The sequence below is a fragment of the Pseudomonas sichuanensis genome (genome assembly GCF_003231305.1).
Lineage (GTDB): Bacteria > Pseudomonadota > Gammaproteobacteria > Pseudomonadales > Pseudomonadaceae > Aquipseudomonas > Aquipseudomonas sichuanensis.
On record NZ_QKVM01000019.1, the window covers coordinates 50,450 to 76,581 of the forward strand.

The 26,132-nt window shown below is 64.6% G+C and carries 21 protein-coding genes and 1 pseudogene; 18 read left to right on the forward strand and 4 right to left on the reverse strand.

The window, feature by feature from the left end:
* Nucleotides 1-8 precede the first annotated feature (8 nt).
* The 14 genes and pseudogenes from paaG (at nucleotide 9) to paaZ (ending at nucleotide 14,751) form a co-directional block, all read left to right on the forward strand.
* On the forward strand, nucleotides 9-803 hold the full coding sequence (gene paaG, locus DM373_RS12260; protein WP_110993838.1) for a 2-(1,2-epoxy-1,2-dihydrophenyl)acetyl-CoA isomerase PaaG: 795 nt from the start codon (nucleotides 9-11) through the stop codon (nucleotides 801-803).
* A 2-nt stretch (nucleotides 804-805) separates the two neighbouring features.
* Nucleotides 806-2,323, forward strand: coding sequence for a 3-hydroxyacyl-CoA dehydrogenase PaaH (gene paaH / locus DM373_RS12265; RefSeq protein ID WP_110993839.1), 1,518 nt, complete (start codon nucleotides 806-808; stop codon nucleotides 2,321-2,323).
* Nucleotides 2,316-2,765: a hydroxyphenylacetyl-CoA thioesterase PaaI gene (gene paaI / locus DM373_RS12270; protein WP_110993840.1), complete on the forward strand. Its 450-nt coding sequence runs from the start codon at nucleotides 2,316-2,318 to the stop codon at nucleotides 2,763-2,765. The genes paaH and paaI overlap by 8 nt, the downstream gene beginning before the upstream one ends.
* A complete protein-coding gene (pcaF, locus tag DM373_RS12275) occupies nucleotides 2,758-3,978 on the forward strand; it encodes a 3-oxoadipyl-CoA thiolase (protein WP_110993841.1) in 1,221 nt (406 codons plus the stop codon). Before paaI ends, pcaF begins: the two co-directional genes overlap by 8 nt.
* Before the next feature lie 94 nt (nucleotides 3,979-4,072).
* On the forward strand, nucleotides 4,073-5,392 hold the full coding sequence (gene paaK, locus DM373_RS12280) for a phenylacetate--CoA ligase PaaK (protein WP_110993880.1): 1,320 nt from the start codon (nucleotides 4,073-4,075) through the stop codon (nucleotides 5,390-5,392).
* A 263-nt stretch (nucleotides 5,393-5,655) separates the two neighbouring features.
* Complete coding sequence (gene paaA / locus DM373_RS12285; protein WP_110993842.1) at nucleotides 5,656-6,645, forward strand: 1,2-phenylacetyl-CoA epoxidase subunit PaaA; 990 nt, start codon at nucleotides 5,656-5,658, stop codon at nucleotides 6,643-6,645.
* A gap of 26 nt (nucleotides 6,646-6,671) precedes the next feature.
* Nucleotides 6,672-6,953, forward strand: a complete 282-nt coding sequence (gene paaB, locus DM373_RS12290; RefSeq protein WP_023631078.1) for a 1,2-phenylacetyl-CoA epoxidase subunit PaaB — start codon at nucleotides 6,672-6,674, stop codon at nucleotides 6,951-6,953.
* A gap of 8 nt (nucleotides 6,954-6,961) precedes the next feature.
* Complete coding sequence (gene paaC / locus DM373_RS12295) at nucleotides 6,962-7,720, forward strand: 1,2-phenylacetyl-CoA epoxidase subunit PaaC (protein ID WP_110993843.1); 759 nt, start codon at nucleotides 6,962-6,964, stop codon at nucleotides 7,718-7,720.
* Nucleotides 7,707-8,231: a 1,2-phenylacetyl-CoA epoxidase subunit PaaD gene (paaD, locus tag DM373_RS12300; RefSeq protein ID WP_110993844.1), complete on the forward strand. Its 525-nt coding sequence runs from the start codon at nucleotides 7,707-7,709 to the stop codon at nucleotides 8,229-8,231. The genes paaC and paaD overlap by 14 nt, the downstream gene beginning before the upstream one ends.
* Before the next feature lie 15 nt (nucleotides 8,232-8,246).
* The gene (gene paaE, locus DM373_RS12305) at nucleotides 8,247-9,323 is read left to right on the forward strand and encodes a 1,2-phenylacetyl-CoA epoxidase subunit PaaE (protein WP_110993845.1); all 1,077 of its coding nucleotides are present in this window, start codon (nucleotides 8,247-8,249) and stop codon (nucleotides 9,321-9,323) included.
* A 199-nt stretch (nucleotides 9,324-9,522) separates the two neighbouring features.
* A complete protein-coding gene (locus DM373_RS12310) occupies nucleotides 9,523-9,831 on the forward strand; it encodes a DUF485 domain-containing protein (RefSeq protein ID WP_110993846.1) in 309 nt (102 codons plus the stop codon).
* A pseudogene (locus DM373_RS12315) lies at nucleotides 9,822-11,390 on the forward strand (cation acetate symporter); the annotation flags it as partial. The gene DM373_RS12310 and the pseudogene DM373_RS12315, both read left to right, overlap by 10 nt.
* Before the next feature lie 35 nt (nucleotides 11,391-11,425).
* On the forward strand, nucleotides 11,426-12,658 hold the full coding sequence (locus DM373_RS12320; RefSeq protein WP_110993848.1) for an OprD family porin: 1,233 nt from the start codon (nucleotides 11,426-11,428) through the stop codon (nucleotides 12,656-12,658).
* Between the two features lie 38 nt (nucleotides 12,659-12,696).
* Nucleotides 12,697-14,751, forward strand: a complete 2,055-nt coding sequence (gene paaZ, locus DM373_RS12325; protein WP_110993849.1) for a phenylacetic acid degradation bifunctional protein PaaZ — start codon at nucleotides 12,697-12,699, stop codon at nucleotides 14,749-14,751.
* 121 nt (nucleotides 14,752-14,872) lie between these two features.
* On the opposite strand, the gene DM373_RS12330 is transcribed toward paaZ, so the two are convergent.
* A complete protein-coding gene (locus DM373_RS12330; protein ID WP_110993850.1) occupies nucleotides 14,873-15,424 on the reverse strand; it encodes an ATP-dependent Clp protease proteolytic subunit in 552 nt (183 codons plus the stop codon).
* 1,257 nt (nucleotides 15,425-16,681) lie between these two features.
* Between DM373_RS12330 and DM373_RS12335 the strand changes: the two genes are divergently transcribed.
* Nucleotides 16,682-19,384, forward strand: a complete 2,703-nt coding sequence (locus DM373_RS12335) for an RHS repeat domain-containing protein (protein WP_110993851.1) — start codon at nucleotides 16,682-16,684, stop codon at nucleotides 19,382-19,384.
* The gene (locus DM373_RS12340) at nucleotides 19,381-21,729 is read left to right on the forward strand and encodes an RHS repeat-associated core domain-containing protein (RefSeq protein WP_110993852.1); all 2,349 of its coding nucleotides are present in this window, start codon (nucleotides 19,381-19,383) and stop codon (nucleotides 21,727-21,729) included. The genes DM373_RS12335 and DM373_RS12340 overlap by 4 nt, the downstream gene beginning before the upstream one ends.
* A gap of 100 nt (nucleotides 21,730-21,829) precedes the next feature.
* Here the strand turns inward: DM373_RS12340 and DM373_RS12345 are convergent, their stop codons facing one another.
* Nucleotides 21,830-22,021 carry a con-10 family general stress protein gene (locus DM373_RS12345; protein ID WP_110993881.1) on the reverse strand — a complete coding sequence of 64 codons (192 nt, stop codon included), beginning with the start codon at nucleotides 22,019-22,021 and terminating at the stop codon, nucleotides 21,830-21,832.
* Between the two features lie 350 nt (nucleotides 22,022-22,371).
* Here DM373_RS12345 and DM373_RS12350 point away from each other — a divergent pair, with 350 nt between their 5' ends.
* Together DM373_RS12350 and DM373_RS12355 are read left to right on the forward strand one after the other, a co-directional pair.
* The gene (locus DM373_RS12350; RefSeq protein WP_110993853.1) at nucleotides 22,372-23,571 is read left to right on the forward strand and encodes a multidrug effflux MFS transporter; all 1,200 of its coding nucleotides are present in this window, start codon (nucleotides 22,372-22,374) and stop codon (nucleotides 23,569-23,571) included.
* Nucleotides 23,572-23,576: 5 nt separating this feature from the next.
* On the forward strand, nucleotides 23,577-24,170 hold the full coding sequence (locus DM373_RS12355; protein ID WP_167409832.1) for a TetR/AcrR family transcriptional regulator: 594 nt from the start codon (nucleotides 23,577-23,579) through the stop codon (nucleotides 24,168-24,170).
* 443 nt (nucleotides 24,171-24,613) lie between these two features.
* On the opposite strand, the gene hpaR is transcribed toward DM373_RS12355, so the two are convergent.
* Together hpaR and hpaA are read right to left on the reverse strand one after the other, a co-directional pair.
* On the reverse strand, nucleotides 24,614-25,036 hold the full coding sequence (gene hpaR / locus DM373_RS12360) for a homoprotocatechuate degradation operon regulator HpaR (RefSeq protein ID WP_110993855.1): 423 nt from the start codon (nucleotides 25,034-25,036) through the stop codon (nucleotides 24,614-24,616).
* 175 nt (nucleotides 25,037-25,211) lie between these two features.
* The gene (hpaA, locus tag DM373_RS12365; RefSeq protein WP_110993856.1) at nucleotides 25,212-26,114 is read right to left on the reverse strand and encodes a 4-hydroxyphenylacetate catabolism regulatory protein HpaA; all 903 of its coding nucleotides are present in this window, start codon (nucleotides 26,112-26,114) and stop codon (nucleotides 25,212-25,214) included.
* Nucleotides 26,115-26,132: the final 18 nt, after the last annotated feature.

The window sequence follows — 26,132 nt, forward strand, 5'->3', positions numbered from 1 at the left end:
CTTCCAGCATGCCTTTCCAGCACATCCTGTTTTCCATCGACGACGACGGCGTCGCCCTGCTCAGTCTCAATCGGCCCGAGCAACTGAACAGCTTCAACAGCGCCATGCACCTGGAAGTGCGCGAAGCCCTCAAGCAAGTGCGCCAGAGCGAACACGCCCGGGTATTGCTGCTGACCGGCGAAGGCCGCGGCTTCTGCGCGGGCCAGGACCTGTCCGATCGCAATGTCGCCCCCGGCGCCGAGATGCCCGACCTGGGCGAGTCCATCGAAAAGTTCTACAACCCCCTGGTACGCAGCCTGCGCGACCTGCCGCTACCGGTGATCTGTGCCGTCAATGGCGTGGCCGCCGGTGCCGGCGCCAACCTGCCGCTGGCCTGCGACCTGGTGCTGGCAGCGCGTTCGGCCAGCTTCATCCAGGCGTTCTGCAAGATCGGCCTGGTACCCGACTCCGGCGGCACCTGGCTGCTGCCGCGCCTGGTCGGCATGGCCCGGGCCAAGGCGCTGGCATTGCTCGGTGAGCGCCTGAGCGCCGAACAGGCGGAACAGTGGGGGCTGATCTATCGGGTGGTCGACGATGCAGCCCTGCGCGACGAGGCCCTGACCCTGGCCCGCCAGCTGGCGACCCAGCCCACCTACGGCCTGGCCCTGATCAAGCGCGCACTGAACCAGAGCTACGACAACCGTTTCGACCAACAGCTGGAGCTGGAGCGCGACCTGCAACGGTTGGCCGGGCGCAGCGAGGACTACCGCGAAGGCGTCAGCGCCTTCATGAACAAGCGCGCACCCGCGTTCAAGGGGCGTTGATCATGGCTGCACTCGACCGCAACACGTTGGTGGCAGTCATTGGTGCCGGTGCCATGGGGGCCGGGATCGCCCAGGTAGCGGCCCAGGCCGGCCATCCGGTTCGCCTCTACGACAACCGCCCAGGCGCCGCCGCGCAAGCCGTTGCAGGCATCGACCGGCAGCTCGGCCGCCTGGTGGAAAAAGGCAGGCTGCCAGCCACCGAGCGTGCAGCCATCAGCGCCCGCCTGCAGCCTGTGGAAACCCTCGATGCGCTCGCACCCGCGCGCCTGGTCATCGAAGCCATCGTCGAGAACCTGTCGATCAAACAAGGCCTGCTGCATCAGCTCGAAGCCCTGTGTGGCGAGGACTGCATCCTTGCCAGCAACACCTCGTCGCTGTCGATCACCAGCCTGGCCGCCGGCCTGAAGCGCCCCCAGCAAGTGATCGGCATGCACTTCTTCAACCCGGCGCCGTTGATGGCCCTGGTGGAAATTGTCTCGGGCCTGGCCAGCGATCCAGCCGTAGCCGCCACCTTGCATGAAACGGCCAGGGCCTGGGGCAAAGAGCCGGTGCACACGCAGTCTACGCCGGGCTTCATCGTCAACCGCGTGGCGCGCCCGTTCTATGCCGAAAGCCTGCGCCTGCTGCAGGAAGGCGCCGCCGACTGCGCCACCCTCGACGCCCTGCTGCGTGAGGCCGGTGGTTTTCGCATGGGCGCTTTCGAGCTCACCGACCTGATCGGGCATGACGTCAACTACGCCGTGACCTGTTCAGTGTTCGAGGCCTTCTATGGCGACTTGCGCTTCCAGCCGTCGCTGGTGCAGAAGGCGCTGGTGGATGCCGGGCGCCTGGGGCGCAAGTCCGGCCAGGGCTTCTATAGCTATGCCGAGGGCGCACAAAGGCCGCAACCGCTCACCCTGGCCAGCCAGGCGAATGTGGATTGCTGCGTGGCAGAAGGCGACCTTGGCGTACTACGCCCCCTGGTGGAGCGCTTGCGCGGCGCAGGTATCAGCGTGACCGAACGCGCAGGCGCAGGCTTGCTGCGGGTTGGCGACGCCACCTTGGCGCTTTCCGACGGTCGCCTGGCCAGCCAGCGTGCCCGCGAGGACGGTCTGAGCAACCTGGTCCTGCTCGATCTGGCCCAGGACTATGCAAGCGCTACCCGCCTTGCCATCAGCCACGCCGCCAACTGCACAGCCGAAGCTCGCGACCAGGCGATCGCCTTGCTGCGCAGCGCCGGGCTCGAGGTCAGCGCCGTTGCCGACCTGCCCGGCCTGGTGGTGCTACGCACCGTCGCCATGCTCGCCAACGAAGCGGCCGACGCCGTGCTGCAAGGGGTTGGCACGCCGCAAGACATCGACCTGGCCATGCGCGCCGGGGTCAATTACCCCCGTGGCCCGCTGGCCTGGGCCGACAGCCTCGGTGTCGGCTACACCCTGCGCGTGCTCGACAACCTGCAACGCAGCTACGGTGAGGAACGCTACCGCCCTTCCCTGCTGCTGCGCCGCACCCACGCCGAAGGAGGCCGCCTGCATGCCTGATCTGTCCCCCCAAGCCCTGGCGCGTGCCTGCGCCCAGGCCATGTTCGCCCGCGATGCGGCCAGCCAGGGCCTGGGCATCGAACTGCTCGACGCCGGCCCCGGCAGCGCGCGCCTGGCCATGACCGTGCGCGCCGACATGATCCAGGGCCATGGTACCTGCCATGGCGGCTATCTGTTTGCCCTGGCCGACTCGGCCTTTGCCTTCGCCTGCAACAGCCATGACGAAGCCACCGTGGCCCTGGGTTGCAGCATCGACTACGTCGCTGCGGCCAAACGTGGCGACCAGCTCGTCGCCAGCGCGACTGAACAGAGCCGCAAAGGCCGCACCGGCAACTACGACGTGCGCATCGAAAACCAGCATGGCGAGCTGATCGCCCTGTTCCACGGCAAATCCTACAAGGTGCGCGGCAGCGTGCTGGCACCGGAGAACACCCATGACTGATACCCGCCAGCCCTATGCACTGATCATCGATGCGGTGCGCACCCCCATTGGCCGCTACGGCGGCGCCCTGTCCAGCGTGCGCCCCGACGACCTGGCCGCGGTACCGATCAAGGCACTGATGGCGCGCCACCCCGAACTGGACTGGAGCCAGGTCGACGATGTGATCCTTGGCTGCGCCAACCAGGCCGGCGAGGACAACCGCAACGTCGCGCGCATGGCCAGCCTGCTGGCCGGGTTGCCGATCAGCGTGCCCGGCACCACCCTCAACCGCCTGTGCGGCTCGGGCCTGGACGCCATCGGCAATGCCGCCCGCGCCCTGCGTTGCGGCGAAGCCGGGCTGATGCTGGCCGGCGGGGTCGAGTCGATGTCGCGTGCGCCGTTCGTGATGGGCAAGTCCGAACAGGCCTTTGGCCGCAGCGCCGAGCTGTACGACACCACAATCGGCTGGCGCTTCGTCAACAAGCTGATGCAAGCGCAATACGGCATCGACTCGATGCCCGAGACCGCCGAGAACGTTGCCGAGCAATTCGGCATCAGCCGTGCGGACCAGGACGCCTTTGCCCTGCGCAGCCAGCACAAAGCCGCCGCGGCCCAGGCCAGCGGGCGCCTGGCCCAGGAGATCGTGCCGGTCGAGATCCCCCAGCGCAAAGGCCCGACCAAATCTATTGAGCACGACGAACACCCCCGAGGCGACACCACCCTTGAGCAACTGGCGCGCCTGGGCACGCCGTTCCGTGAGGGTGGCAGCGTCACCGCCGGCAATGCCTCCGGGGTCAACGACGGCGCCTGCGCGCTGCTGCTGGCCAGCCCCGAGGCCGCGCGCCGGCATAACCTCAAAGCCCGCGGCCGGGTGCTGGGGCTGGCGGTGGCCGGGGTCGAACCCCGCATCATGGGCATCGGCCCGGTGCCGGCGACCTGCAAGGTACTGGAGCTGACCGGCCTGGCGCTGGCCGACATGGACGTCATCGAACTCAACGAAGCCTTCGCCGCCCAGGGCCTGGCCGTGTTGCGCGAACTGGGCCTGGCTGACGACGACCCACGGGTCAACCCCAATGGCGGTGCCATCGCCCTGGGCCATCCACTGGGCATGAGCGGCGCACGGCTGGTCACCACCGCCTTGCACCAGCTTGAACAGACCGGTGGCCGCTACGCCCTGTGCACCATGTGCATCGGCGTGGGCCAAGGCATCGCCCTGGTGATCGAGCGCCTCTGATCAGTCGCCCAGAGACGCAATGCAACGCGGGCAGTATGCTGCCCCCATGACACTCAGGGCCCTGGCCCACGACAAGAACAATTCGAGTGAAACCATGAACCACTACGCCAAAGCCGAACGCGCCTTGCTCGACCCGATGGAAACCGCCAGCCTCGACGCGCTGCGCCAGCACCAGCTGGAGCGCCTGCGCTGGAGCCTGCTGCACGCCTACCAGAACGTGCCTTTGTACCGCCAGCGTTTCGACGCCTGCGGCGCCCACCCGGACGACCTGCACACACTGGACGACCTGGCCAAGTTCCCCTTCACCGGCAAGAACGACCTGCGCGACAACTACCCCTACGGCATGTTCGCCGTGCCCCAGGACCAGGTGGTGCGCCTGCATGCGTCCAGCGGCACCACCGGCAAGCCGACCGTGGTCGGCTACACCCAGAACGACATCGACACCTGGGCCAACGTGGTGGCGCGCTCGATCCGCGCCGCCGGCGGGCGCAAGGGCGACAAGGTGCATGTCTCCTACGGCTACGGCCTGTTCACCGGCGGCCTCGGCGCCCACTACGGCGCCGAGCGCCTGGGCTGCACGGTGATCCCCATGTCTGGCGGCCAGACCGAAAAGCAGGTGCAGCTGATCCGCGACTTCCAGCCCGACATCATCATGGTCACGCCGTCGTACATGCTCAACCTGGCCGACGAGATCGAGCGCCAGGGCATTGCCCCCGACGACCTCAAACTGCGCCTGGGCATCTTCGGTGCCGAGCCCTGGACCGATGAACTGCGCCGCTCCATCGAGCAGCGCCTGGGCATCGACGCCCTGGACATCTATGGCCTCTCGGAAATCATGGGCCCGGGCGTGGCCATGGAGTGCATCGAGACCAAGGACGGCCCGACCATCTGGGAGGACCACTTCTACCCCGAGATCATCGACCCGGTGACCGGCGCCGTGCTGCCGGACGGCCAGCTCGGCGAGCTGGTGTTCACCTCGCTGAGCAAGGAGGCGCTGCCGATGGTGCGCTACCGCACCCGCGACCTCACCCGCCTGCTGCCTGGCACTGCCCGGCCGATGCGGCGCATCGGCAAGATCACCGGGCGCAGCGACGACATGTTGATCATCCGCGGGGTCAACGTGTTCCCCACGCAGATCGAAGAGCAGGTTCTGAAAATAAAACAGCTTTCAGAGCTATATGAGATACATCTGTATCGCAATGGAAATCTCGACAGCGTCGAGGTGCACGTGGAGTTGCGCGCTGACAGTCAGTACCTGGATGAAGGCCAGCGCAAGCAGGTGGTGGGTGAGCTGGCCAAGCAGATCAAGACCTATATCGGCATCAGCACGCAGGTGCACCTGCAGCCGTGCGGGGCACTGAAGCGCTCGGAGGGCAAAGCCTGTCACGTGTACGACAAGCGTTTGGCCAGCTGATTCGGCAGCTGTCCATCGAGCCCCGGCATGGTCCGGGGCTTTTTTTCACCCGTGACAACGCCATCGCGGGGCAAGCCCGCTCCCACGCTATGGATTGCCCCAAGAAGTTGGACGCCGATGCTGTGGGAGCGGGCTTGCCCCGCGATCTGACCCCAACGTGATACACAAATCTTATTTGATACATCAAATACTGTTTGATGTTGTGTTTTGTATCGCTTATAAATACCCCACGCCCCAAGCCGCCCACCACCGGGAGCCCGAACATGTACGCACAGCTCGTAGAAACCGGCGTCAAACGCCTCAAGTCGCTGGAAGAGATGTCGCCCGAAGAGCGCGCCTTCCAGGAAAAGATCGACGCCGAGATCAAGATCGAAGCCAAGAACTGGATGCCCGACGCCTACCGCCAGACCCTCATCCGCCAGATCTCCCAGCATGCCCACTCCGAGATCGTCGGCATGCTCCCCGAAGGCAATTGGGTCACCCGCGCCCCATCGCTCAAACGCAAGCTGCAGCTGATGGCCAAGATCCAGGACGAAGCCGGCCATGGCCTGTACCTGTACAGCGCCATGGAAACCCTCGGTGCCGACCGCGACGAAGAAATCGCCAAGCTGCACAGCGGCAAGGCCAAGTACTCGAGCATCTTCAACTACCCCACCCTCAGCTGGGCCGACATGGGCGCCGTGGGCTGGCTGGTGGACGGCGCCGCGATCGTCAACCAGGTGGTGCTGCAGCGCACCTCCTACGGCCCCTACTCCCGCGCCATGGTGCGCATCTGCAAGGAAGAGAGCTTCCACCAGCGCCAGGGCTACGAACTGCTGCTGACCATGATGCGCAACGGCACCCAGGCCCAGCGCGACATGGTCCAGGACGCCATCAATCGTTTGTGGTGGCCGGCACTGATGATGTTCGGCCCCAGCGACGAACACTCGCCCAACAGCGCCCAGTCGATGGCCTGGAAAATCAAGCGCCAGACCAACGACGAGCTGCGTCAGCGCTTCATCGACCAGACCGTGCCGCAGCTGGAACTGCTCGGCTGCACCGCCCCCGACCCTGAACTCAAGTGGAACGCCGAACGCGGCCACTACGACTTCGGTGATATCCAGTGGGACGAGTTCTACGAAGTGATCAAGGGCAACGGCCCCTGCAACCAGGAACGCGTCGCCACCCGCCGCAAGGCCATCGAAGACGGCGCCTGGGTACGCGAGGCCGCCGTGGCCTACGCACGCAAACAACAGAACAAGAACGCCGCCTGAAGCGGCCATCGATGCGGAGATCGAGCATGTCTGACTGGACCCTCTACGAAGTATTCGTGCGCAGCAAGCACGGCCTGAACCACAAGCACGTCGGCAGCGTGCATGCCGCCGATGCCGCCATGGCCATCGAGAACGCCCGCGAGCTGTACACCCGCCGCAGCGAGGGCGTGAGCCTGTGGGTGGTGCCCTCGGCGCTGATCACCGCCTCCTCGCCTGACGAGAAAGACCCGTTGTTCGCCCCGGCGGACGACAAGGTCTACCGCCACGCCAGCTTCTACGAGCTGCCCGCCGAAGTCGGACACATGTGAGGCCCGCCATGCACAAGCAAGCACTCATCCAATACCTGCTGCTGCTCGGCGACAGCGCCCTGATCCAGGGCCAGCGCCTGTGCGAGTGGTGCGGCAAGGCCCCGGCGCTGGAAGAAGAACTGGCGCTGATGAACGTCGGCCTCGACCTGGTGGGCCAGGCGCGCAACTGGCTGGACTACGCCGCCGAACTGCTGGGTGACGGCCGCGATGCCGATGCCCTGGCGTTCCGTCGCGACGAACGCGCCTACCGCAACCTGCTGCTGGTCGAGCAACCCAACGGCGACTACGCCGTCACCATGCTCAAGCAGTTCCTTTACGACGCCTGGCACCACGCCACGCTTGAAGGGCTCACGGCCTCCAGCGACGAACGCATCGCCGGCATCGCCGCCAAGGCCCTGAAAGAAGTCACCTACCACCTGCGCCGCTCCGGCGAATGGGTGCAACGCCTGGGTGGTGGCACTGAACACAGCCGTGCGCGCACGCTCGAGGCCATCCCGGCACTGTGGCGCTTCACGGTCGAGCTGAGCGTCGCCAACGACGGCGAAGTCCAGCTGGCCCAGGCCGGTATCGCCGCCGACCCGGCGCAGATTGCCCATCACTGGCTGAACACCGTCACGGCTATCTTCGCCTCGGTCGACCTGCCCCTGCCCAAGGCCGCCAGCCATTTTTACCTGGACGGGCGCAAGGGCCTGCACACCGAACACCTCGGCCTGCTGCTGGCCGAAATGCAGTTCCTGCCGCGAGCCTACCCCGATGCAACCTGGTGAGCTGATTGCCGGCGACCGCGGCGCCCGGGCCCAGCAGCACGACGACCTGGCCCATGCCTGGGCGGTGCTCGCCGAGGTGATGGACCCGGAAGTGCCGGTGGTCAGCGTTGTGGACCTGGGGATCGTGCGCGACCTCGACTGGCGCGCCGGCCACCTGCACCTGGTGGTCACCCCGACCTACTCCGGCTGCCCGGCCACCGAGGTGATCGAGGGCGACATCCGCCAGGCCCTGGAGCAGGCCGGCTTCGCCGAACCCGCGCTTGAGCGCCGGCTGATGCCGGCCTGGAGCACCGACTGGATCAGCGCGCAAGGCCGTGAGCGCCTGCGCGCCTATGGCATCGCCCCACCCGCGGGCAGCGCCAGCCTGCGCGGCGCGGCACCGAGCCTGTGCTGCCCACAGTGCGGCAGCGCCCATACCGAACTGCTCAGCCAGTTCGGCTCCACCGCCTGCAAGGCGCTGTACCGCTGCCGCGCGTGCCTGGAGCCGTTCGACTATTTCAAATGCCTTTGAGCCGTGGAGAACGCCATGAGCCCGTTTCACAGCCTGACCATCAAGCAAGTGCGCCAGGAAACCCGCGACGCGGTGTCCATCGCCTTCGACGTGCCTGCACATCTGCAGGAAGCGTTCCGCTTCACCCAGGGCCAGTACCTGGTCATGCGCACCCACCTCGATGACGAGGAAGTGCGCCGCTCCTATTCGATCTGCAGCGCCGTGCAGGATGGCGAGCTGCGCGTGGCGGTCAAGCGCGTGCCCGGCGGACGCTTCTCGGCCTTCGCCAACGAAGCGCTCAAGGCGGGCCAGCAACTGGAGGTGATGCCGCCATCGGGCAACTTCTTCGTGCCGTTGGATCCCCTGCGCCACGGTCATTACCTGGGTGTCGCCGCCGGCAGTGGCATCACCCCGATCCTTTCGCTCGTCGCCACCACCCTGGCCAGCGAGCCGCACAGCCGTTTCACCCTGCTGTACGGCAACCGCGCCAGCAACAGCGCACTGTTCCGCGACCGCCTGGAAGACCTGAAAAACCAATACCTGGACCGCCTGAACCTGATCTTCGTGTTCAGCCGCGAGCAACAGGACGTCGACCTGTACAACGGCCGCATCGACGCCGACAAGTGCGGCCAGCTGTTCTCCCGCTGGCTGGATGTGAAGCAGCTCGACGCCGCCTTCATCTGTGGCCCCCAGGCCATGACCGAGACCGTGCGCGACAGCCTGCGCGCCAACGGCATGGACAACGCGCGCATCCACTACGAGCTGTTCGCCGCCGCCGGCAGCGAAGCCCGTCGCGAAGCCCGCGAGGCGGCGCGTGAGCTGGATTCGGCGGTCAGCCATGTGACGGTGATCAGCGATGGTCGCGCCCTGGCCTTCGACCTGCCGCGCAACACCCGCAGCGTGCTCGATGCCGGCAACGCCATCGGTGCCGAGCTGCCCTACTCGTGCAAGGCCGGGGTGTGCTCGACCTGCAAGTGCAAGGTGATCGAGGGCGAGGTGGAGATGGACAGCAACCATGCCCTGGAAGACTACGAAGTGGCCGCCGGCTACGTGCTGTCGTGCCAGACCTACCCCCTGAGCGACAAGGTGGTGCTCGACTTCGATCAGCTCTGACACCGCGTCGCCTGCTTCGCGGGTAAACCCGCTCCCACAGGATTTGTGCTGACCCCGGAGGCACCGAAAGATAAGTGCTGATCCTGAAGGCACCGACAAACCTGTGGGAGCGGGTTTACCCGCGAAGAAACCAACACCGATACCCGCAACACCCGCGTGACCTGAAAAACAATTACAACAGCCAGAGAGAACGCCAGCCATGACACCCGAACACCTCGAGAGCATCAACAACCACCCTGACTTCCAGCAGTTGATCAAGCGCAAGCGCCGCCTCAACGGCACGCTCACCTTGACCATGCTCGCCGCCTACTACGGCTTCGTCCTGCTGGTGGCCTTCGCCCCCGGCGTGCTCGGCCAGTCCCTCAGCGGCGGGGTGACCAGTGTCGGCATGCTGGTCGGGGTGCTGATGGTGCTGCTGTCCTTCGCCCTCACCGGGATCTACACCCATCGCGCCAACACCGTGCTCGACCCGCTCAACGACAAGGTCAAGCAGGAGTGCGCACGATGAACTGGACCGCCATCTCGATGTTCCTGGTGTTCGTCTGCTTCACCCTGCTGGTCACCCGCTGGGCGGCGCTGCGCACCCGCTCGGCCAGCGACTTCTACACCGCCGGCGGTGGCCTCACCGGCATGCAGAACGGCCTGGCGATCGCCGGCGACATGATCAGCGCCGCGTCCTTTCTGGGCATCTCGGCGATGATGTTCATGAACGGCTACGACGGCCTGCTCTACGCCCTGGGCGTACTGGCCGGCTGGCCGATCATCCTGTTCCTGATCGCCGAGCGCCTGCGCAACCTGGGCAAGTACACCTTCGCCGACGTGGTCTCCTACCGCCTGGCCCAGGGCCCGGTGCGCATCACCTCGGCGTTCGGCACCCTGACCGTGGCGTTGTTGTACCTGGTGGCGCAGATGGTCGGCGCCGGCAAGCTGATCGAACTGCTGTTCGGCATCAGCTACCTGTACGCGGTGATGCTGGTGGGCGTGCTGATGGTGCTGTACGTGACCTTCGGCGGCATGCTCGCCACCACCTGGGTGCAGATCATCAAGGCGGTGATGCTGCTGTCGGGCACCAGCTTCATGGCCTTCATGGTGCTCAAGCACTTCGGTTTCAGCACCGAGGCGATGTTCGCCAGCGCCGTGGCCGTGCATGCCAAGGGCCAGGCGATCATGGCGCCGGGGGCGCTGCTGTCCAATCCGGTGGATGCGATTTCACTGGGGTTGGGGATGATGTTCGGCACTGCCGGGCTGCCGCATATCCTGATGCGCTTCTTCACCGTCAGCGACGCCAAGGAAGCACGCAAGAGCGTGTTCTACGCCACCGGCTTCATTGGCTACTTCTACCTGCTGCTGATCGTCATCGGCTTCGGCGCCATCGTCATGGTCGGCACCGAACCGTCCTACCGCGATGCCGCAGGCGCGATCATCGGCGGCGGCAACATGGTCGCGGTGCACCTGGCGCAGGCGGTGGGCGGCAACCTGTTCCTCGGCTTCATCTCGGCGGTGGCCTTCGCCACCATCCTGGCCGTGGTTGCCGGCCTGGCGTTGTCCGGCGCCTCGGCGGTGTCCCACGACCTGTATGCCTGCGTCATGCGCAAAGGCCAGGCCAGCGAGCAGCAGGAAATGCGCGTGTCGCGCATCGCCACCCTGGTGATCGGCCTGTTCGCGGTGCTGCTGGGCCTGATGTTCGAATCGCAGAACATCGCGTTCCTTTCCGGCCTGGTACTGGCCGTGGCCGCCTCGGTCAATTTCCCGGTGCTGCTGCTGTCGATGTTCTGGAAAGGCCTGACCACACGCGGTGCGGTGGGCGGCAGCCTGGCCGGGCTGGTCTCGGCGATCGTGCTGGTGGTGCTGGGCCCGGCGGTGTGGGTCAACGTACTGCACAACGAGCACGCACTGTTCCCCTACAGCAACCCGGCACTGTTCTCCATGTCGCTGGCGTTCCTCGGCGCCTGGGCCTTCTCGGTCACCGACAGCTCGCAACGCGCCGAGGACGAACGTGGCCGCTACCTGGCGCAGTTCATCCGCTCCATGACCGGTATCGGCGCCGCCGGCGCCAGCAAGCATTGAACACAAGAACAATAAGAACGACGGGGACAACAACAATGAGCCGCACACGCCTCACCTCGGCCGCCTGGCTGGCCACCCTCGCCCTGCCCTTGCCGGCCCTGGCGGACTTCATCGGCGACAGCCACGCGCGCGTCGAGCTGCGCAACCACTACATCAACCGCGATTTTCGCCAGGACAACGCGCCGCAGAACAAGGCCGAGGAATGGGGCCAGGGCTTTACCGCACGCTTGGAGTCGGGCTTTACCGACGGCCCGGTCGGCGTCGGGATGGATGCCATGGGCCAGCTGGGCATCAAGCTCGACTCCAGCCGCGACCGGCGCGGTACTGGCCTGCTGCCGTTCGGCCCCGACAGCAAGGAGCCGGTGGACGACTACAGCGAGCTGGGCCTGACCGGCAAACTGCGGGTGTCCAAGAGCACCCTGCGCCTGGGCACCCTGCAGCCGATCCTGCCGGTGGTGGTGTACAACGACACCCGTTTGCTGGCCTCGACCTTCCAGGGCGGGCTGCTGACCAGCCAGGAGCTCGACGGCCTGACCTTCAACGGCGGGCGCCTGACCAAGGCCAACCTGCGTGATTCGTCCGGGCGCGACGATATCGGCTATGGCGCCGCCACCAGCGATCACTTCGACTTCGGTGGCGGCAGCTACGCCTTCACCCCGCAGACCAGCGTCAGCTACTACTACGCCAAGCTCGAAGAGATCTACCGCCAGCAGTATGTCGGCCTGCTGCACACCCAACCGCTGGCCGAGGGCTTGAGCCTGCGCAGCGACCTGCGCTACTTCGACAGCCGCGGCGATGGCGCCGAGCGGGCCGGGCGCATCGACAACCGCAACTTCAACGCCATGTTCACCCTCGGCGTGAAGGCCCACAAATTCACCGCCACCTGGCAGCAGATGTCCGGCGACAGCGCGTTCCCGTTCCTCAACGGCGGCGACCCGTACACCGTCAACCTGGTCACCTACAACACCTTCACCCGTGCCGGGCTCGACTCCTGGCAACTGCGCTACGACTACGACTTCGTGGCCATGGGCATCCCCGGGCTGAGTTTCATGACCCGCTACACCGACGGCCGCCATGCCGAGACCGCCACCGTCAGCAATGGCCGCGAGCGTGAACGCGACACCGACATCACCTACGTCATCCAGAGCGGCCCGTTCAAGGACGTCAGCCTGCGCTGGCGCAACGTTACCTTCCGCTCCGGCAATGGCCTGACCAATGCCGTGGACGAGAACCGCCTGATCATCGGCTACACCCTGGCGCTCTGGTAAGCGCGCCCCCTGTCTATCAGAACAGCATGGAGAACAGCATGTCCGCCGCCCCTACCCTGCAAAGCTTCATCGCCGGCCGCTGGATCGGCCAGCACGGCGCCCAGGCCCTGCGCAGCGCCCTCGACGGCCACGTCCTGGCCTACAGCCACGAAGAACGCCCGGACTTCGCCGAAGCGCTCGACTTCGCCCGGGCCCAGGGCCTGCAAACCCTGTTGGCCATGGACTTCCAGCAACGCGCCGCGCGCCTCAAAGCCCTGGCGCTGTACCTGGCCGAACGCAAGGAACAGCTCTACGCCCTGTCTCACCACTCAGGCGCCACCCGCGCCGACAGCTGGATCGATATCGAAGGCGGCAACGCTACGCTGTTCGCCTATTCGAGCATGGGCCGCCGCGAGCTGCCGTCGGGCAACCTGGTGCACGAGGGCCCGGCGATCCCCCTGGGCAAGCAAGGCCACTTCGCCGGCAGCCATATCCTGGTGCCACGCAGCGGCGTGGCCGTGCACATCAACGCCTTCAACTTCCCGATCTGGGGGATGCTGGAGAAGTTCGCCCCGACCTTCCTCGCCGGCATGCCATGCATCGTCAAGCCGGCCACCTCCACCAGCTATCTGACCGAAGCCGTGGTGCGGCTGATGAACGAATCCGGGCTGCTGCCGGCCGGCAGCCTGCAACTGGTGATCGGCAGCACGGGCGATCTGCTCGAGCGCCTGCAGGGCCAGGACCTGGTGACCTTCACCGGCTCCGCCGACACCGCCGCCAAGCTGCGCGTCACGCCGAACCTGGTGCGCAATTCGGTGCCGTTCAACGCCGAAGCCGACTCGCTCAACTGCGCCATCCTCGGCCCGGACGTGAGCCCCGACAGCGAAGAATTCGAGCTGTTCATCAAGGAAGTGGCGCGGGAGATGACCACCAAGGCCGGGCAGAAATGCACGGCGATCCGCCGCGCCATCGTCCCCGCCAAGTACATTGATGCCGTGGCGACTCGCCTGCGCGATCGGCTGCGCAAAGTGGTGGTCGGCGATCCGTCGGTCGAGGGCGTGCGCATGGGTGCCCTGGCTTCCCACGAGCAGCAGCGCGATGTCGGTGAACGCGTGCGCATGCTGCTGGACAGCTGCGACCAGCTGCTGGGCGCCAGCGATGGCTTCACCCCGGTGGGTGACGGCGTGGCCGAAGGCGCGTTCTTTGCCCCGACCCTGCTGCTGGCGCGCGACCCGCACGCCGAGGGCGGCGCCCACGATATCGAAGCATTCGGCCCGGTCAGTACGCTGATGGCCTACGACGACCTCGACGAAGCCCTTGCCCTGGCGGCCCGTGGCAAGGGCAGCCTGGTGGCGACCCTGGTCACTGCCGATCGCACGGTGGCAGCCAAGGCCATCCCGGCCGCTGCTGCCTGGCATGGGCGCCTGCTGGTGCTCGACAGCGAAGCGGCCAAGGAATCCACCGGCCACGGCTCGCCGCTGCCGCAGCTCAAGCACGGCGGCCCGGGCCGCGCTGGCGGCGGTGAAGAGCTGGGCGGCCTACGCGCGGTCAAGCACTACCTGCAACGCGCCGCGGTGCAAGGTTCGCCGAGCATGCTGATGGCGGTGACCGGCGAATACGTGCGCGGCGCCGAGGTGATCGAAACCGAGGTGCACCCGTTCCGCCGCCACTTCGATGACCTGCGCATCGGTGAGTCGTTGCTTACCCACCGCCGTACGGTGACCGAGGCCGATCTGGTCAACTTCGGCTGTCTGTCTGGCGATCACTTCTACATGCACTTCGACGAGATCGCGGCGAAGCAGTCGCAGTTCGGCAAGCGCATCGCCCACGGCTATTTCGTGCTGTCGGCGGCGGCCGGGCTGTTCGTTTCGCCGGGTGAAGGGCCGGTGCTGGCCAACTATGGCCTGGATACCCTGCGCTTCATTACCCCGGTGGGAATTGGCGACACCATCCAGGCGCGGTTGACCTGCAAGCGCAAGATCGACCAGGGCAAGACCAGCCCCCAGGGGCAACCGCAAGGGGTGGTGGCTTGGGATGTGGAGGTGACCAATCAGGATGGGGAACTGGTGGCGAGCTATGACATTTTGACCTTGGTGGTGAAGCGGGGGGGTTGATTGGTTTGAGGTTGGGTGAAGGCCACCGGGTGTTCGCCGGTGATTTTGCAGCGCCTATGAGATCGAGCGCCGCGCGGGCGGCGCTCGATCTCGCATGCACCTTATCCAGACAGTCGCCGCCTCACGCATGCACACTCCACTGCGTGCTGTCCGCTGCAATCGGCAAGTCGTCGATGGCTTGGATCAGCCCGCAGCGCAATGCTTCTTCCGGCCCCAGGATGCGTGGATAGGCCATCAGGTAGCGCGGCACATCCAGTGCCTCGCTGGCGCCCTCAGTGCGCTCGACAACAATCTGCTCATATAGCCGCAGGTCGTAGTCCAGGCTCATGGCGTACTCGGCCATGCGCGCATGGTCCACCGCACCGTGCAAGGTCCAGTGGAACGGATGGAACAGGAACTTGCTCAGCGCACAGGCGGTACGGTGGCTGCCGGCCAGGAAGATGATGTTGCCCATCGACTCCACCGTGCCGAGGTTGTGGGTGTGCACCGGCACCGGCAGGCTGCGTAGGAAGTTGTACAGGGTGAAGCCATAACTGCACTCCCCGCCCATGGTGGCGATGTTCAGTTGCAGCAGCTCGGCGCCTTGCTGCAAGGCGCGCGAGCAAGTGTTGATCAGGTTGCCGCAGGTAGACGAGTTGATGGGGCCGGTGTAGTGGATGATGTGCCTGGCCATAGGGGGCTCCCGGTCATTCGGGTTGCTGGGTGGCTGATCCTGCGCGATGTCCTGCTAGCGGTGGAGGCTCAAGGCAGGGGCAAAGTTCCATGGCCTCGCTGGTCAATCGTGCTGAACCCTTCACATTAGCTGCCGGCCGCTATTGAAGGCACATGACTGCAATGGGAAACGGCCTGAACAATACCCTACCCCCTCACTCAGCGATGCCGCCCTTCCTTACTTCATTGTCTACAGCGCGCTCAACGACACTGCACTTGTTCATGGCCACATTGGCAACAGTAAAGTGAGCCGACTTACTTGTTTAAGCGCGAAAGCGAAAGGTCAGGCCAGGCCACCAGGAAATCTTACCATCTGTTTTCTCCTGTAGGACCTTTTACCCTGTCCATGCCTTATCAACTAATGGAGACAGACTATGGGCGAGCAACTTGAAAGCATTGCAGATTGGCTAAGCCTATTCGTAATCGAAGGCACCTACAGCAATGGCAATTAGCAAGTCATGACCACCCTGACAGTCGAGTCCCAAACGGAGGAGACAGTCACACCCGAAGAGTTCGCCAGCCTGCTGCCGACAGTACGACAACCCGTTGGAGCAATCAAAATATTCGGCAGATTCGACAAGATCAGGCCGTGCGGCTGGAATACCGAATTCTGAAAGGCATGGGCACCCACCTACGCCAACCATAAGGATTACGGGCCCTCTCGCACATAAGCATCAGGTGACTGGACACATGTTATATAGCCAAATATAAAAAAGTCGCAGTACCGTGCTGTCGCCGACAGTGAGAGCCAAGGAAATGCGACTCCCTCCCGCTAGCAGTTCCGTAAATATTGTCAGTCGTTTTTTGCTTCCTCAATATGCAAGCCTCAATCTCTGAGCGGCTTGCACTTTGTCGTGCCTGCTTAGTTTGATGCTCAGGGCGCACTTAATACCTACGACTATTCCCCTCGCTGCACCAGAAAGTTCTCACAGCACCGAAGCCTAGAAACCCAATATCGTTTAATGGCAACGACGCGTTAGTGCTCACAACATTAAATTAATCGTGCAAGCAGCGTGCACTGCACGCACCAGAAAAGTTTAACCAGGCAGACACATTGGACATCAATTAGCAATAAAAATCCTGACCTCCGGCAACGGGCTGTAGAGGCCTCGGCGTTGTCAGAGCTTTAATCCTACAACCCCTTAAAAAGGCGTGACTTATTGCGTGCCGCACCAGCGGCAACGACTGCTCACACCCTTTGTTTTACAGAAGAGAAAAAATGTCTGACCCCATCAATGAAACTTCCCAAGCACCTGAACTGTCCCTCAACACGGGCGGCATCCACACACAGGCCGGCAACTTCCTTTCGGCCATGCAATCAGCGGTCGACCCACGAACGGGCCAGTTCAACCTGGTCTTCAACATCGAGCTGGGTATCGCCAATGACCTTGGCGGTCCTTCCCTGCCCTTCACCCTGGCGTTCAGCAGCCTGGGCTCGCATCGCAACCAGGGCTTTGGCCTGGGCTGGTCGCTGCTGTTCAGCGAACTGTCACTGGCACAAGGCGCCCAGTCTCTGCGCCTTGGCACGGGCGAACAGTACGCCGTGCAAGCCGTCGTGGACGGCCAGGTGACGTTCCACGACTACAAACTGCAGTCGCTGCGGGTAGTGCGTACCGATGATGGCAATTATCGGATCACCCACAAAGACGGCCGTACCGAGGTCCTCAAGCGGGTCAATGGCAGCGGCCCCTATGTGCTGCATGAACTGCGCAGCGATGCAGGCCGCCGCCTGCACCTGCAATGGAGCTCGGCCAACGGTGTCAACTTGCTCAGGGAGATTACCGACGACAACCAATACGTACTGGCCCGGATCGACCGCAGCGGCACTTCACCTAAGTTGCTGCTTGCACCAGGGACTGCCGATGAAGCGGTTTACGTCTTCGAACAAGCGAACAACCGCCTGGCGAAGTTGCGCCTGCCTGAAATCGAAGCGCCGTATGCCTTCAGCTATGAGGCTATCGATGTCGGCAACGGCCAGTCGCTGCTATTTCCCAAGGCAGTCGGCGGCCCGCTCGGAGCCACCGACACGCTGTTCTGGAGCAAAACCGCTGCGACCTCGCACCGCCTGCCCAGCGGCGCGCCGATCAGTTTCCTGCCACGTGTGCTGCGCTGGGAGCACAGCGACAGTGAGGCGGCGGGCACGCTGTCGTATAGCTACGCCTGGACGGGCGTCTACAACTACCTCGGCTTTGGCAGCCAGTTGGGCTTCCAGTGGGAGTCGGGCCGCGACAACCTCTACAAACTGCGAGAGCGCTACGAGTATTCCGTCACTGAAACCCTGACCAACTCGAGCGGCTCGGTCGAGCAGACCGTACAGCGTCACTGGGACCGCTACCACCTGCAAACCCTCGAGCGACGCCGCTCCGGCGACCATGAAACCCGTGTCGACACCCGCTACCACGTCGACTACGACAAATCCTGGGAAGAGCAGGTGGCGTTCTGCCAGATGCCGCGCCAGGTGACCACTACCTACATCGAGTGGCAGGGCGATACCGTCAAACGTGAACGCAGCGAGGTTGCCACCTCCACCTTCGACCGCTATGGCAACCCGCTCGAGTCGGTCCAGGCCAATGGCGTGATCGAGTTCAACGAGTACTACCCGCTCGAAGGCGAGCCCGGCAGCGCGCCTGAAGATGCCCTGGGCATGGTGCGCCGCTTGAAACTGCGCAGGGTCACCCCGGCCAAACCGGCGCGAGGCGCTGCGCCGGTCATGGTCACCCGCTACACCTATGCCGCGTTGCCTTCGTTGATAGCAGGCGACCCTGCTTTGCAACTGGTCGAGCGCGAGCAACTGGAAGACGAAACGGCCGGGGCCGTGATCGAAACCACCTGCAACACGTACATCGATGCGGTTGGCCAGCACTACGCCCGCTTGGCCAGCGCCACCAAGACCGTGGCGGGGCAGCCGATCACCACCCGCCATAGCTACAGTATCGAGCCCGTGAACGGCGTGGCGGCGCTGCTGGTCAGCACCGTCATCGAAGGTGATGCGCTGGATGAAAAGCAGCACCTGCGCACCAGCACCGCCCGCTCCCTGACCAGCGGCCAGACCCTGCGCGAGACCAGTGCCGCCGGCGTGCACACCGACCACGCCTACGACGGGCTCGGACGCGTGGTAAGCAGTGTCATCGCCAGCGGCACCGCGTATGAAGTGACCCGCACCGCCAGCTACCACCTCAGCGACGCATTCGTCATGCAACATGCCCCGCGAATACCGGGCGGCAACGGTCGCGCCCCGCTCATTGCCAGCGTCGGCCTCGAAGAACGCGACGCCACTGGCCAGCGCAAGCGTACCTGGCTCGACGGCGCCGGCCGTACGGTACGGGTAGAGCTCGAAGACCTCGATCACGAGGCTGCACCTTTTCGCTGCATGAGCAGCATCGAGTATGACGCCCTGGGGCGGGAAGTCTCACGCAGCGATGCAGATTGGGCAACCGACGGTCAGCCGCTGTTCAGCCCGACCAGCACCACCACCTACGACCATTGGGGCAATGTCGCGCAGGTAACTGCGGGCAATGGTGTGACCACGCATACCGTGCACGACCCGATTGCCCAGACCGAGCAACGTTGGCAATCCGCCCAGGGCAAGGCAGGCAGCCTGGAGGTCGTGCACAAGAACCTCAATGGCAGCCCGGTGAAGACCGAGCTCTATGACGACGGGGGCGGCGACCCTGGCAAGCGACGATTGGTGCGGACAACCTATCAATACCGCGATGGGTTGGACCGTGTCATCGAGCAGAGCGTCGTACCCGCCGTTGGCGCGGGGAGCAGCACCCACACCACTTACGACGCCTTCTCTCGTGTGGTCGAGCGCCTCGAAGTCGGCGATTCACAAGCCCGCAAGACCCTCTGGACCTACGCCCCGCACAGCAACAGCGAGCACCCTGAGTCGGTGGCCATGCAAACCGTGGAGAACCCATGATGAACAACTATGCACAACCCGTGACCGTAGGTCGCCAGCAGTTCGACGGCCTCGGCCGCCCTCTGAACATCGAATGCGGTGGCCGCACCACTGAGTATCACTATGCCGCCGGCCAGCTGCCGCCCACCCATAACATCCTGGCTGATGGCAAACGTGTGGATTTCCGTTATCTCAAGGCCCTGGAGAACCTGGTCGAACAGATTCTCCCCGCCGGTGAAGCCGCCCATGGCTTCAGCTATGACCGCACCCTGGGTACTACCACCTCGGCCAGCGGCCCGCTGGGCGTACAGCAGATGACTTTCACCGCTGCCGGCAAGCCGCGGACCGACACCTGGACGGTTGATGGCCAGGACCATGTCACCACTTGGCGCCACAGCCTCGGTGGCCTGCAGCTTGGCTTCGAAGACGCCGCCGGTGTGGACCATCAGCGCGCGTTCGACAGCGCCGGCCGCCTGCAACGGATCACCGTCGGCAGCGTCACCAGTGAGATCGGTTACGATGCCTTCTCCCGCCCGCACACTTACACCACCCGTGACACGGTCAGCGGTACCCGCCTGACCCAGACCCTGACCTATGACGGCCTTGGCCGGGAACATACCCGGACTTATGACGCCGTGGTCGAAGGCCAATCCAGCCGCAAGGTGCAGACGCTGACCTACACCGACCTCGACCAGCTCAAGAGCCGCCGCTGGGACGACAGCTCGGTGCAGGGTGAGGAGCGCTTCACCTATGATCGCCACGGCCGTTTGAACACCTACGAGGCCGACCCCGCGGTGGCGCCGAAGGATCCCTTCGGTAACCTGGTGGTCAAGCAGGTGTTCCGCCTGGATGCACTGGATTGCTATATAGACGTGGTCTCTACGTTCGCCGACAACAGCAGCGATACCGCGACCTTCGAGTACCAAAACGGCAGCGACCCAACCCAGGTCACCCGCATAGCTCACACCCATGCCAGCTGGCCCAGGCAGATCGACCTGACCTATGACGCACGCGGGCGCCTCGAGCGTGACAGCCTGGGCCGCGTGCTGACCTGGGATGGCCAGGACCGCCTGCTCAGCGTCAGCTACCGGGGCCAGACCTGCACCTACGGGTATGACCCGGCTGGCAATTTGTGCGACCGCAGGGTCGATGGCCAGCTTACCCGCAGCTTCCACGCCGCCAACAGCCTCACCCACGAACTGCGCGGTGAGGAACAGTTGCGGCTGATCGGCGATGCTGGCCAGCTGTTCGCAGTCGACCGGCTGGCCGCCGGTGTTCATCGGGCTACCCTGCTCGGCTGCGATGCCCAGGGCAGTGTGCGGCTGGAGGCCGATGAGGCGTTGCGCCAGTACCACTACACAGCCCACGGGGCCGATGCAGGCCCATCGCAAAGCGCCGCCAACCCGTTCGGCTTTGCAGGCGAGCGCCGTGAGCCACTCACTGGCTGGTACATCGCGGCAGGTTACCGGCCCTATGACCCGGTGCTGATGACTTTCCTTGCGCCTGATAGCGCCAGCCCCTTCGGGCGGGGTGGGCTCAACCCCTACGGTTATTGCGGCGGGGACCCGGTCAACCGCTACGACCCGGATGGGCACAGTTGGTTCAAATGGGTTGCCCTTGGGTTTGCCGTGGCCGCCATGGCCATAGCACTTGCTCCCCTTGCGCCAGCGCTCACTGCCGCTTTCGCCGCTGGAGCAGCGGCCAGTGCGTTGGGTAGTGGCGTAGTCGGGACAGTTGCCGCTGCTGGTTTGGCCTTCGGCGTCACCGCGTATACGACTGCAGGCGTACTGGGAACGATTGCGGCAGCAGCCAGTGTCGTAAAATTAGGCACCATGGTAGCCGGCCTAGCAATCACGGCGAATAACCCCGACTCAAAGGCCGCAAAAATTCTTGGATATGTGGAATTTGGTGCAGGTCTTGTTGGAACTGCCGCCTCCTTTGGTAGTGCGGCGCCTAAGGCTTACGAGGCTTTCAAATCGTCCAAAGGCGTATATCAAACCCTTCACAACGCCGAGACCTGGCTTAAACCCTTGGGTGCCCCCGCTGCAGCTGTGGCATCGACATTAACTACTGTGGAAAAGTTCACCGCGCCACCTGCCAAGGCACCAGCCCAGGAAGATCCTGTCCAGACAGCACAACAAGGCCCTGTGGCTGCTACCAATAGCCAGTCCAGGCAGATCGGTCCTCGTGAGGAACAAGTGGCCCAAGCCAATCGGGCTTCACTGCCAGCCTCGCAGCGAGCCGAGACCGGGCCGTCGCAACGAATAACCGAAATCATCAGTCGATCTGGGGCCCCGTCCCTGTTCGAGAAACGCCGAAATGCTGGCGCTGGAGACAATCCACCGGTTAGCCGGCAGTTCCGCTAACCCACCGCGCTATGCCTTGATGTTGAGAGGCGTCAGGGCGTAGCGCTTTGGGTAGTGTTCAAAACGCAGTGCCAGGTCCCCTGGCACTGCTGGGCCTCACTTACGAGCGGCCGCCCTTGCGGCCCGACTCGCTACTCTGGCGGTTATCTCCACCGGTGCTTTGCCCACCTTTACGCCCGGCTTCGGCGGCTTTGTCGCGGTCATTGGCGAAATTCCCAGGGTTCTTGCTGCCTCCCTGGTGGCCCATCTTGTCGCTGTCCTTGCCCATCCGGTCATTGTCTTTGTTAGCCATGATCATCAACCTCGTTTGGCTTGGGGATGCACGGTTACGTGCCGTACATGGTGTGGGAGTACGGCGATAACGGTGGATTCGGTTTATTGCGGATTCATCGGACCGGTGGCGCTAAACAAGCGACGACGGTGTATTTGGTGCGCAAGCAGAAATTGCATCGGCGCACTGCCGCTGCGATTTACCTCGGTGCCTGGCACGGGCTATGCCCCTGTTCGCGGGTGAACCCGCTCCCACAGAACGAGGGGACGCCTGCTTCGCGACACATCTGTTGACCCCTTCCATGAATGTGCTTAACCTTTGCGCAACCTACCGGTCGGTAGGTTTCTTTTTGCCCAATGGATTTCGCTGTCATGCCCACCCACTCAAACCTGCGCTTCGCCGCCTCCCTCGCCTTGATCGGCGCCCTCGGCCCTTCGGCCATCGACATGTACCTGGCCAGCCTCCCGGAGATGGCTCGCGACTTCGGCACCGGCTATCCCCAGGTGCAACTGACCCTGACCGTGTTCCTCCTGGCCATGGGCGCCGGGCAGCTGCTGTTCGGCCCGCTGGTGGATGCGCTGGGACGGCGCCGGCCGTTGCTGGTGGGGTTGCTGGTGTTCACGGTCACCTCGCTGGCTGCGGCGGCGGCCAACTCACTGGAGGCGCTGCTGCTGGCACGGCTGATCCAGGGCCTGGCCAGCGCGCTGACCCTGGTGGTGATCATGAGCATGGTGCGCGACGTCGCCGACGGCGCACGGGCGGCACAGATCTTCGCCCTGCTGATGACCATCGAAGGCCTGGCACCGATCCTCGCCCCGGCGCTGGGCGGCGTGGTGGATGCCGCCTGGGGCTGGCGGGCGATCATGCTGGTGCTCGCTGGGCTCGGCCTGTTGACCCTGCTCAACTCGGCCCTGGCGCTGGGTGAAACCTTGCCCATCGCGCAGCGTGTGCGCCTGGCGCCGCGCAGCGTGTTGCGCACTTATGCGCGCATCGCCCGTGACGGTGCTTTCCTGCGCCCGGCGCTGGCGCTGTCGGCGGTGTTCTTCTTCCTGTTCGCCTACATCGCCGGTTCCGCCTACGTGTACCAGCAGCATTTCGGGCTTACCAGCACCCAGTTCGGCATGCTGTTCGGCGCCTGTGGCGTGGCCATTCTGCTGGGCGCTGCAGGCTCGGGCCTTTGGGTGAAGCGCCACGGCGTGGCCCGGATGGCCTGGTGGGGCGCGCTGTGCATGGGTGCGGGTGCACTGCTGACGGTGGTGGGCGGCGGTTTGCCGGTGCTGCTGGGCGGCGTGGTGCTTGCACTGTTCGGTCTGGGCATCTGCGAGGCCACGCTGATGGCCCTGGCGATGTCCTCGCAACACCGCGATGTCGGCTCCACCGCCGCGCTGCTCGGTGCCCTGCAACTGGTGATCTCGTCCAGCGCCACGCCCTTGGCCGGGCACCTGGCGACCCTCGGCCCGCAGGCCTGGGCCTGGCTGTTGGCCGCAGCCGCCGTGGTCATCCTGGGTTTGACCCGCGCCGCCCTGGCAAAGACAATCAGCGCCTCGAACTGCAGCGTCAACCCGGAGTGACCGCCTTGAAAGCCCTGACCCCTTCCGCCGCACGCATTTGCGACCACGCCGCCGAGCATTTTGCCGAACATGGCTACGACGGTTCGTCGCTGAACGAAATCGCGGCCCAGGCGGGCATGCGCAAGGCCTCGCTGTATGCGCACTTCGCCAACAAGGATGCGTTGTTCGTGTGTGCGTTCGAGCGTGCCCTGGCCGAGGAGACCGCCTATGTCGAAGCCGGGTTCGGCCATGAGGCCGCTGGCCGCGAGGCACCGGGGCACTGGCATCCGCTGCACCTGGCAGAACGTTACGCGGGCTCGGCCAATTTGCGCTTCGTGCTGCGCAGTGCGTTCCTGCCGCCGGCGCCGATACGGTCGATCGTGACCAGCGGGTTCGAGGCCTATCTGGAGCAGATTCGCCTGGGCTTCTGCCAGGCCCTGCGCGAGCGGCATGCCTGGGCGCGCAGCGATGGCAACAAGCTGGAGCTGTATGGGGATGCTTATCTGGGGATTATCGACAGCCTGCATGTGGAGCTGCTGTATGCGAACCCGGCGGTGTATGCGCGGCGGGCGGCGTCGTTGTTGAAGATTCTGGATGATTCGTTGGGGTTGGCGGGGTGACGGGGCCGGTGGGTACAGGGCGGGAGACAGGGTGAGGGCTGCCAGGCGCCTGCCACAATCCTTGCAGCGCCTATGAGATCGAGCGCCGCCCGCGCGGCGCTTCGCGGGTAAACCCGCTCCCACCGTTTGTTTCGGGCCAATTATTCCTGTGAAAGTACCGGCGCCTGCCTTGGTGCATGTCTTGAGTCATGTGGGGCGGCGGCAACGCACACGCTGAAACCGCGTCGTGCCAACAAGGCGGACCTGGTGATGGCACAGGAGAGACTGGCCCGAAACAGACTGTGGGAGCGGGTTTACCCGCGAAGCGCCGCGCGGGCGGCGCTCGATCTTGAGGGCGCTGCAAGGATTGTGGCGGGCACCTGGTGGCCCTCACCCAATCTTTCGACATGCACCTGGTGGCCCACATACCAACTCAAACCATGCCCACCAACGCCCCCGCCCCCTCACGGCTGGATCTTCTTCAACTCATTGAGCAACCCCATCAACTGCTCCAGCTTGTCCGCCCCGAACTGGCGCTGGATCTCCTGGTAATTGCGCTCCATTTCCTCGCTCATCGCCAAAAACGCCTGCTGCCCGCGCACGGTCAGGCTGATGAAGATCCGCCGCTGATCCTCAGGCGACTTGCGCCGCCCCACCAGCCCATCACGCTCCAGGCGCTTGAGCACGCCGCTCATGCTTGGCTTGAGAATGCACGCCAGATCCGCCAATTGGTGGCTCTCCAGCTCGCCCTGCTGGCGCAGGATGCGGATCACCCGCCATTGCTGTTCGGTAAGGTCATGGGCATTGAGGGCCGGGCGGAAGAACGCCATGGTCGCTTCACGGGCCTGCAGCAGGGTCAATGTCAGGGAGGGTCTTGGGATGGTCATCGGGCTCAGCTGGTTTTATTAAGATATTAATGAAGTGAAATACATTTGCACCCGGCCTGTCCAGCCCCTGTGAAAAGTACCAGCGCTCCTGGCTAACGCCCATTCTCGCTGCAACCGGGCCATTGCACGATTGGCTTGAAGCTCAAGGCTTGGAGCAGGTCATTCGATGCACCCATCACCGCAACGCCGCTTGCCGCTGGCGGTACTCCCCCGGCGTCATCTGCGCATGGCGCTGGAAGAACCGACTGAAATACGCCGGGTCCTTGAAGCCCAGCTGGTAGCAGATCTCGTTGGCCGAACCGCCCGTATACAGCAACAGGCGCCGCGCCTCCTGCATCAAGCGCTCGAACACCAGGCGCTTGGACGGCAGGTCGGCGATGCGCCGGCACACGTCATTCAGCCGCGCTTCGGTCACGCCCAGCGCCGTGGCGTAAGCCGGCAACGCCCAGTGCTCCAGGTAATGGCGCTCGATCAACTCGTTGAAGCGGTGAAACAGCTGCAAGTCCTCGTGCCGCGCCGGCATCGCCTCCAGCGAGTTGGCACACAGCCGCAGCAGGCTGATCATCACCAGCCGCGCCAGGTCCTGCAGGGCGGTGCCCTGCCCCGCCAGGCCATGGCCGACCTCACTGCCGAGCAGGTCGAACAATTGCGCCAGCCGATGCGCCTCTTCGCGCGCCTGCCCTTGCAAATGCCCAAGGGCAACACACGCAGGTTGCAGTCGCGGCGCGCTGATCAGCCCGGGCTCGGCCTCCAGCAGTTGCCACACCAGTTGTTGGCGCACGGTCAGCACATGGCCATCGGCGTCGGCCTCGGTGACAAAGGCATGGGGGATGGTCGGCGGGGTCAGGAAGAACATCGGCCCTGCCTCGTGGTAGCGCTGTTCGTCGAGGTACACCCGCACGCTGCCGGTCTTCACGTAGTGCACCTGGAAGAAGCGGTCATGGCGGTGCACCGGCATGTTGCGACCGAAAAAGCCGGCCAGGTTGCCGAGCCGGTCGTAGTGCACCTCGCTGTCGCTGTAGCGCTGGTCGTAGACCTGACCGATGTTGATGTTGGGGATCGGCTGTCGTTCTTTCATTGTTGTTCTCGTACCGGT

Bases quoted from the DNA above. Each gene is read 5' to 3' on its own strand.
- paaH (WP_110993839.1), top strand. From the start codon at position 806: ATGGCTGCACTCGACCGCAACACGTTGGTGGCAGTCATTGGTGCCGGT.
- DM373_RS12350 (WP_110993853.1), top strand. From the start codon at position 22,372: ATGCCCACCCACTCAAACCTGCGCTTCGCCGCCTCCCTCGCCTTGATC.
- DM373_RS12330 (WP_110993850.1), bottom strand. From the start codon at position 15,424: ATGGCCAGGCACATCATCCACTACACCGGCCCCATCAACTCGTCTACC.
- paaC (WP_110993843.1), top strand. From the start codon at position 6,962: ATGCACAAGCAAGCACTCATCCAATACCTGCTGCTGCTCGGCGACAGC.
- paaE (WP_110993845.1), top strand. From the start codon at position 8,247: ATGAGCCCGTTTCACAGCCTGACCATCAAGCAAGTGCGCCAGGAAACC.
- paaK (WP_110993880.1), top strand. From the start codon at position 4,073: ATGAACCACTACGCCAAAGCCGAACGCGCCTTGCTCGACCCGATGGAA.
- paaA (WP_110993842.1), top strand. From the start codon at position 5,656: ATGTACGCACAGCTCGTAGAAACCGGCGTCAAACGCCTCAAGTCGCTG.
- pcaF (WP_110993841.1), top strand. From the start codon at position 2,758: ATGACTGATACCCGCCAGCCCTATGCACTGATCATCGATGCGGTGCGC.
- DM373_RS12340 (WP_110993852.1), top strand. From the start codon at position 19,381: ATGATGAACAACTATGCACAACCCGTGACCGTAGGTCGCCAGCAGTTC.
- paaG (WP_110993838.1), top strand. From the start codon at position 9: ATGCCTTTCCAGCACATCCTGTTTTCCATCGACGACGACGGCGTCGCC.
- paaB (WP_023631078.1), top strand. From the start codon at position 6,672: ATGTCTGACTGGACCCTCTACGAAGTATTCGTGCGCAGCAAGCACGGC.
- DM373_RS12310 (WP_110993846.1), top strand. From the start codon at position 9,523: ATGACACCCGAACACCTCGAGAGCATCAACAACCACCCTGACTTCCAG.
- paaD (WP_110993844.1), top strand. From the start codon at position 7,707: ATGCAACCTGGTGAGCTGATTGCCGGCGACCGCGGCGCCCGGGCCCAG.
- hpaR (WP_110993855.1), bottom strand. From the start codon at position 25,036: ATGACCATCCCAAGACCCTCCCTGACATTGACCCTGCTGCAGGCCCGT.
- paaZ (WP_110993849.1), top strand. From the start codon at position 12,697: ATGTCCGCCGCCCCTACCCTGCAAAGCTTCATCGCCGGCCGCTGGATC.
- DM373_RS12345 (WP_110993881.1), bottom strand. From the start codon at position 22,021: ATGGCTAACAAAGACAATGACCGGATGGGCAAGGACAGCGACAAGATG.
- DM373_RS12320 (WP_110993848.1), top strand. From the start codon at position 11,426: ATGAGCCGCACACGCCTCACCTCGGCCGCCTGGCTGGCCACCCTCGCC.
- paaI (WP_110993840.1), top strand. From the start codon at position 2,316: ATGCCTGATCTGTCCCCCCAAGCCCTGGCGCGTGCCTGCGCCCAGGCC.
- DM373_RS12335 (WP_110993851.1), top strand. From the start codon at position 16,682: ATGTCTGACCCCATCAATGAAACTTCCCAAGCACCTGAACTGTCCCTC.
- hpaA (WP_110993856.1), bottom strand. From the start codon at position 26,114: ATGAAAGAACGACAGCCGATCCCCAACATCAACATCGGTCAGGTCTAC.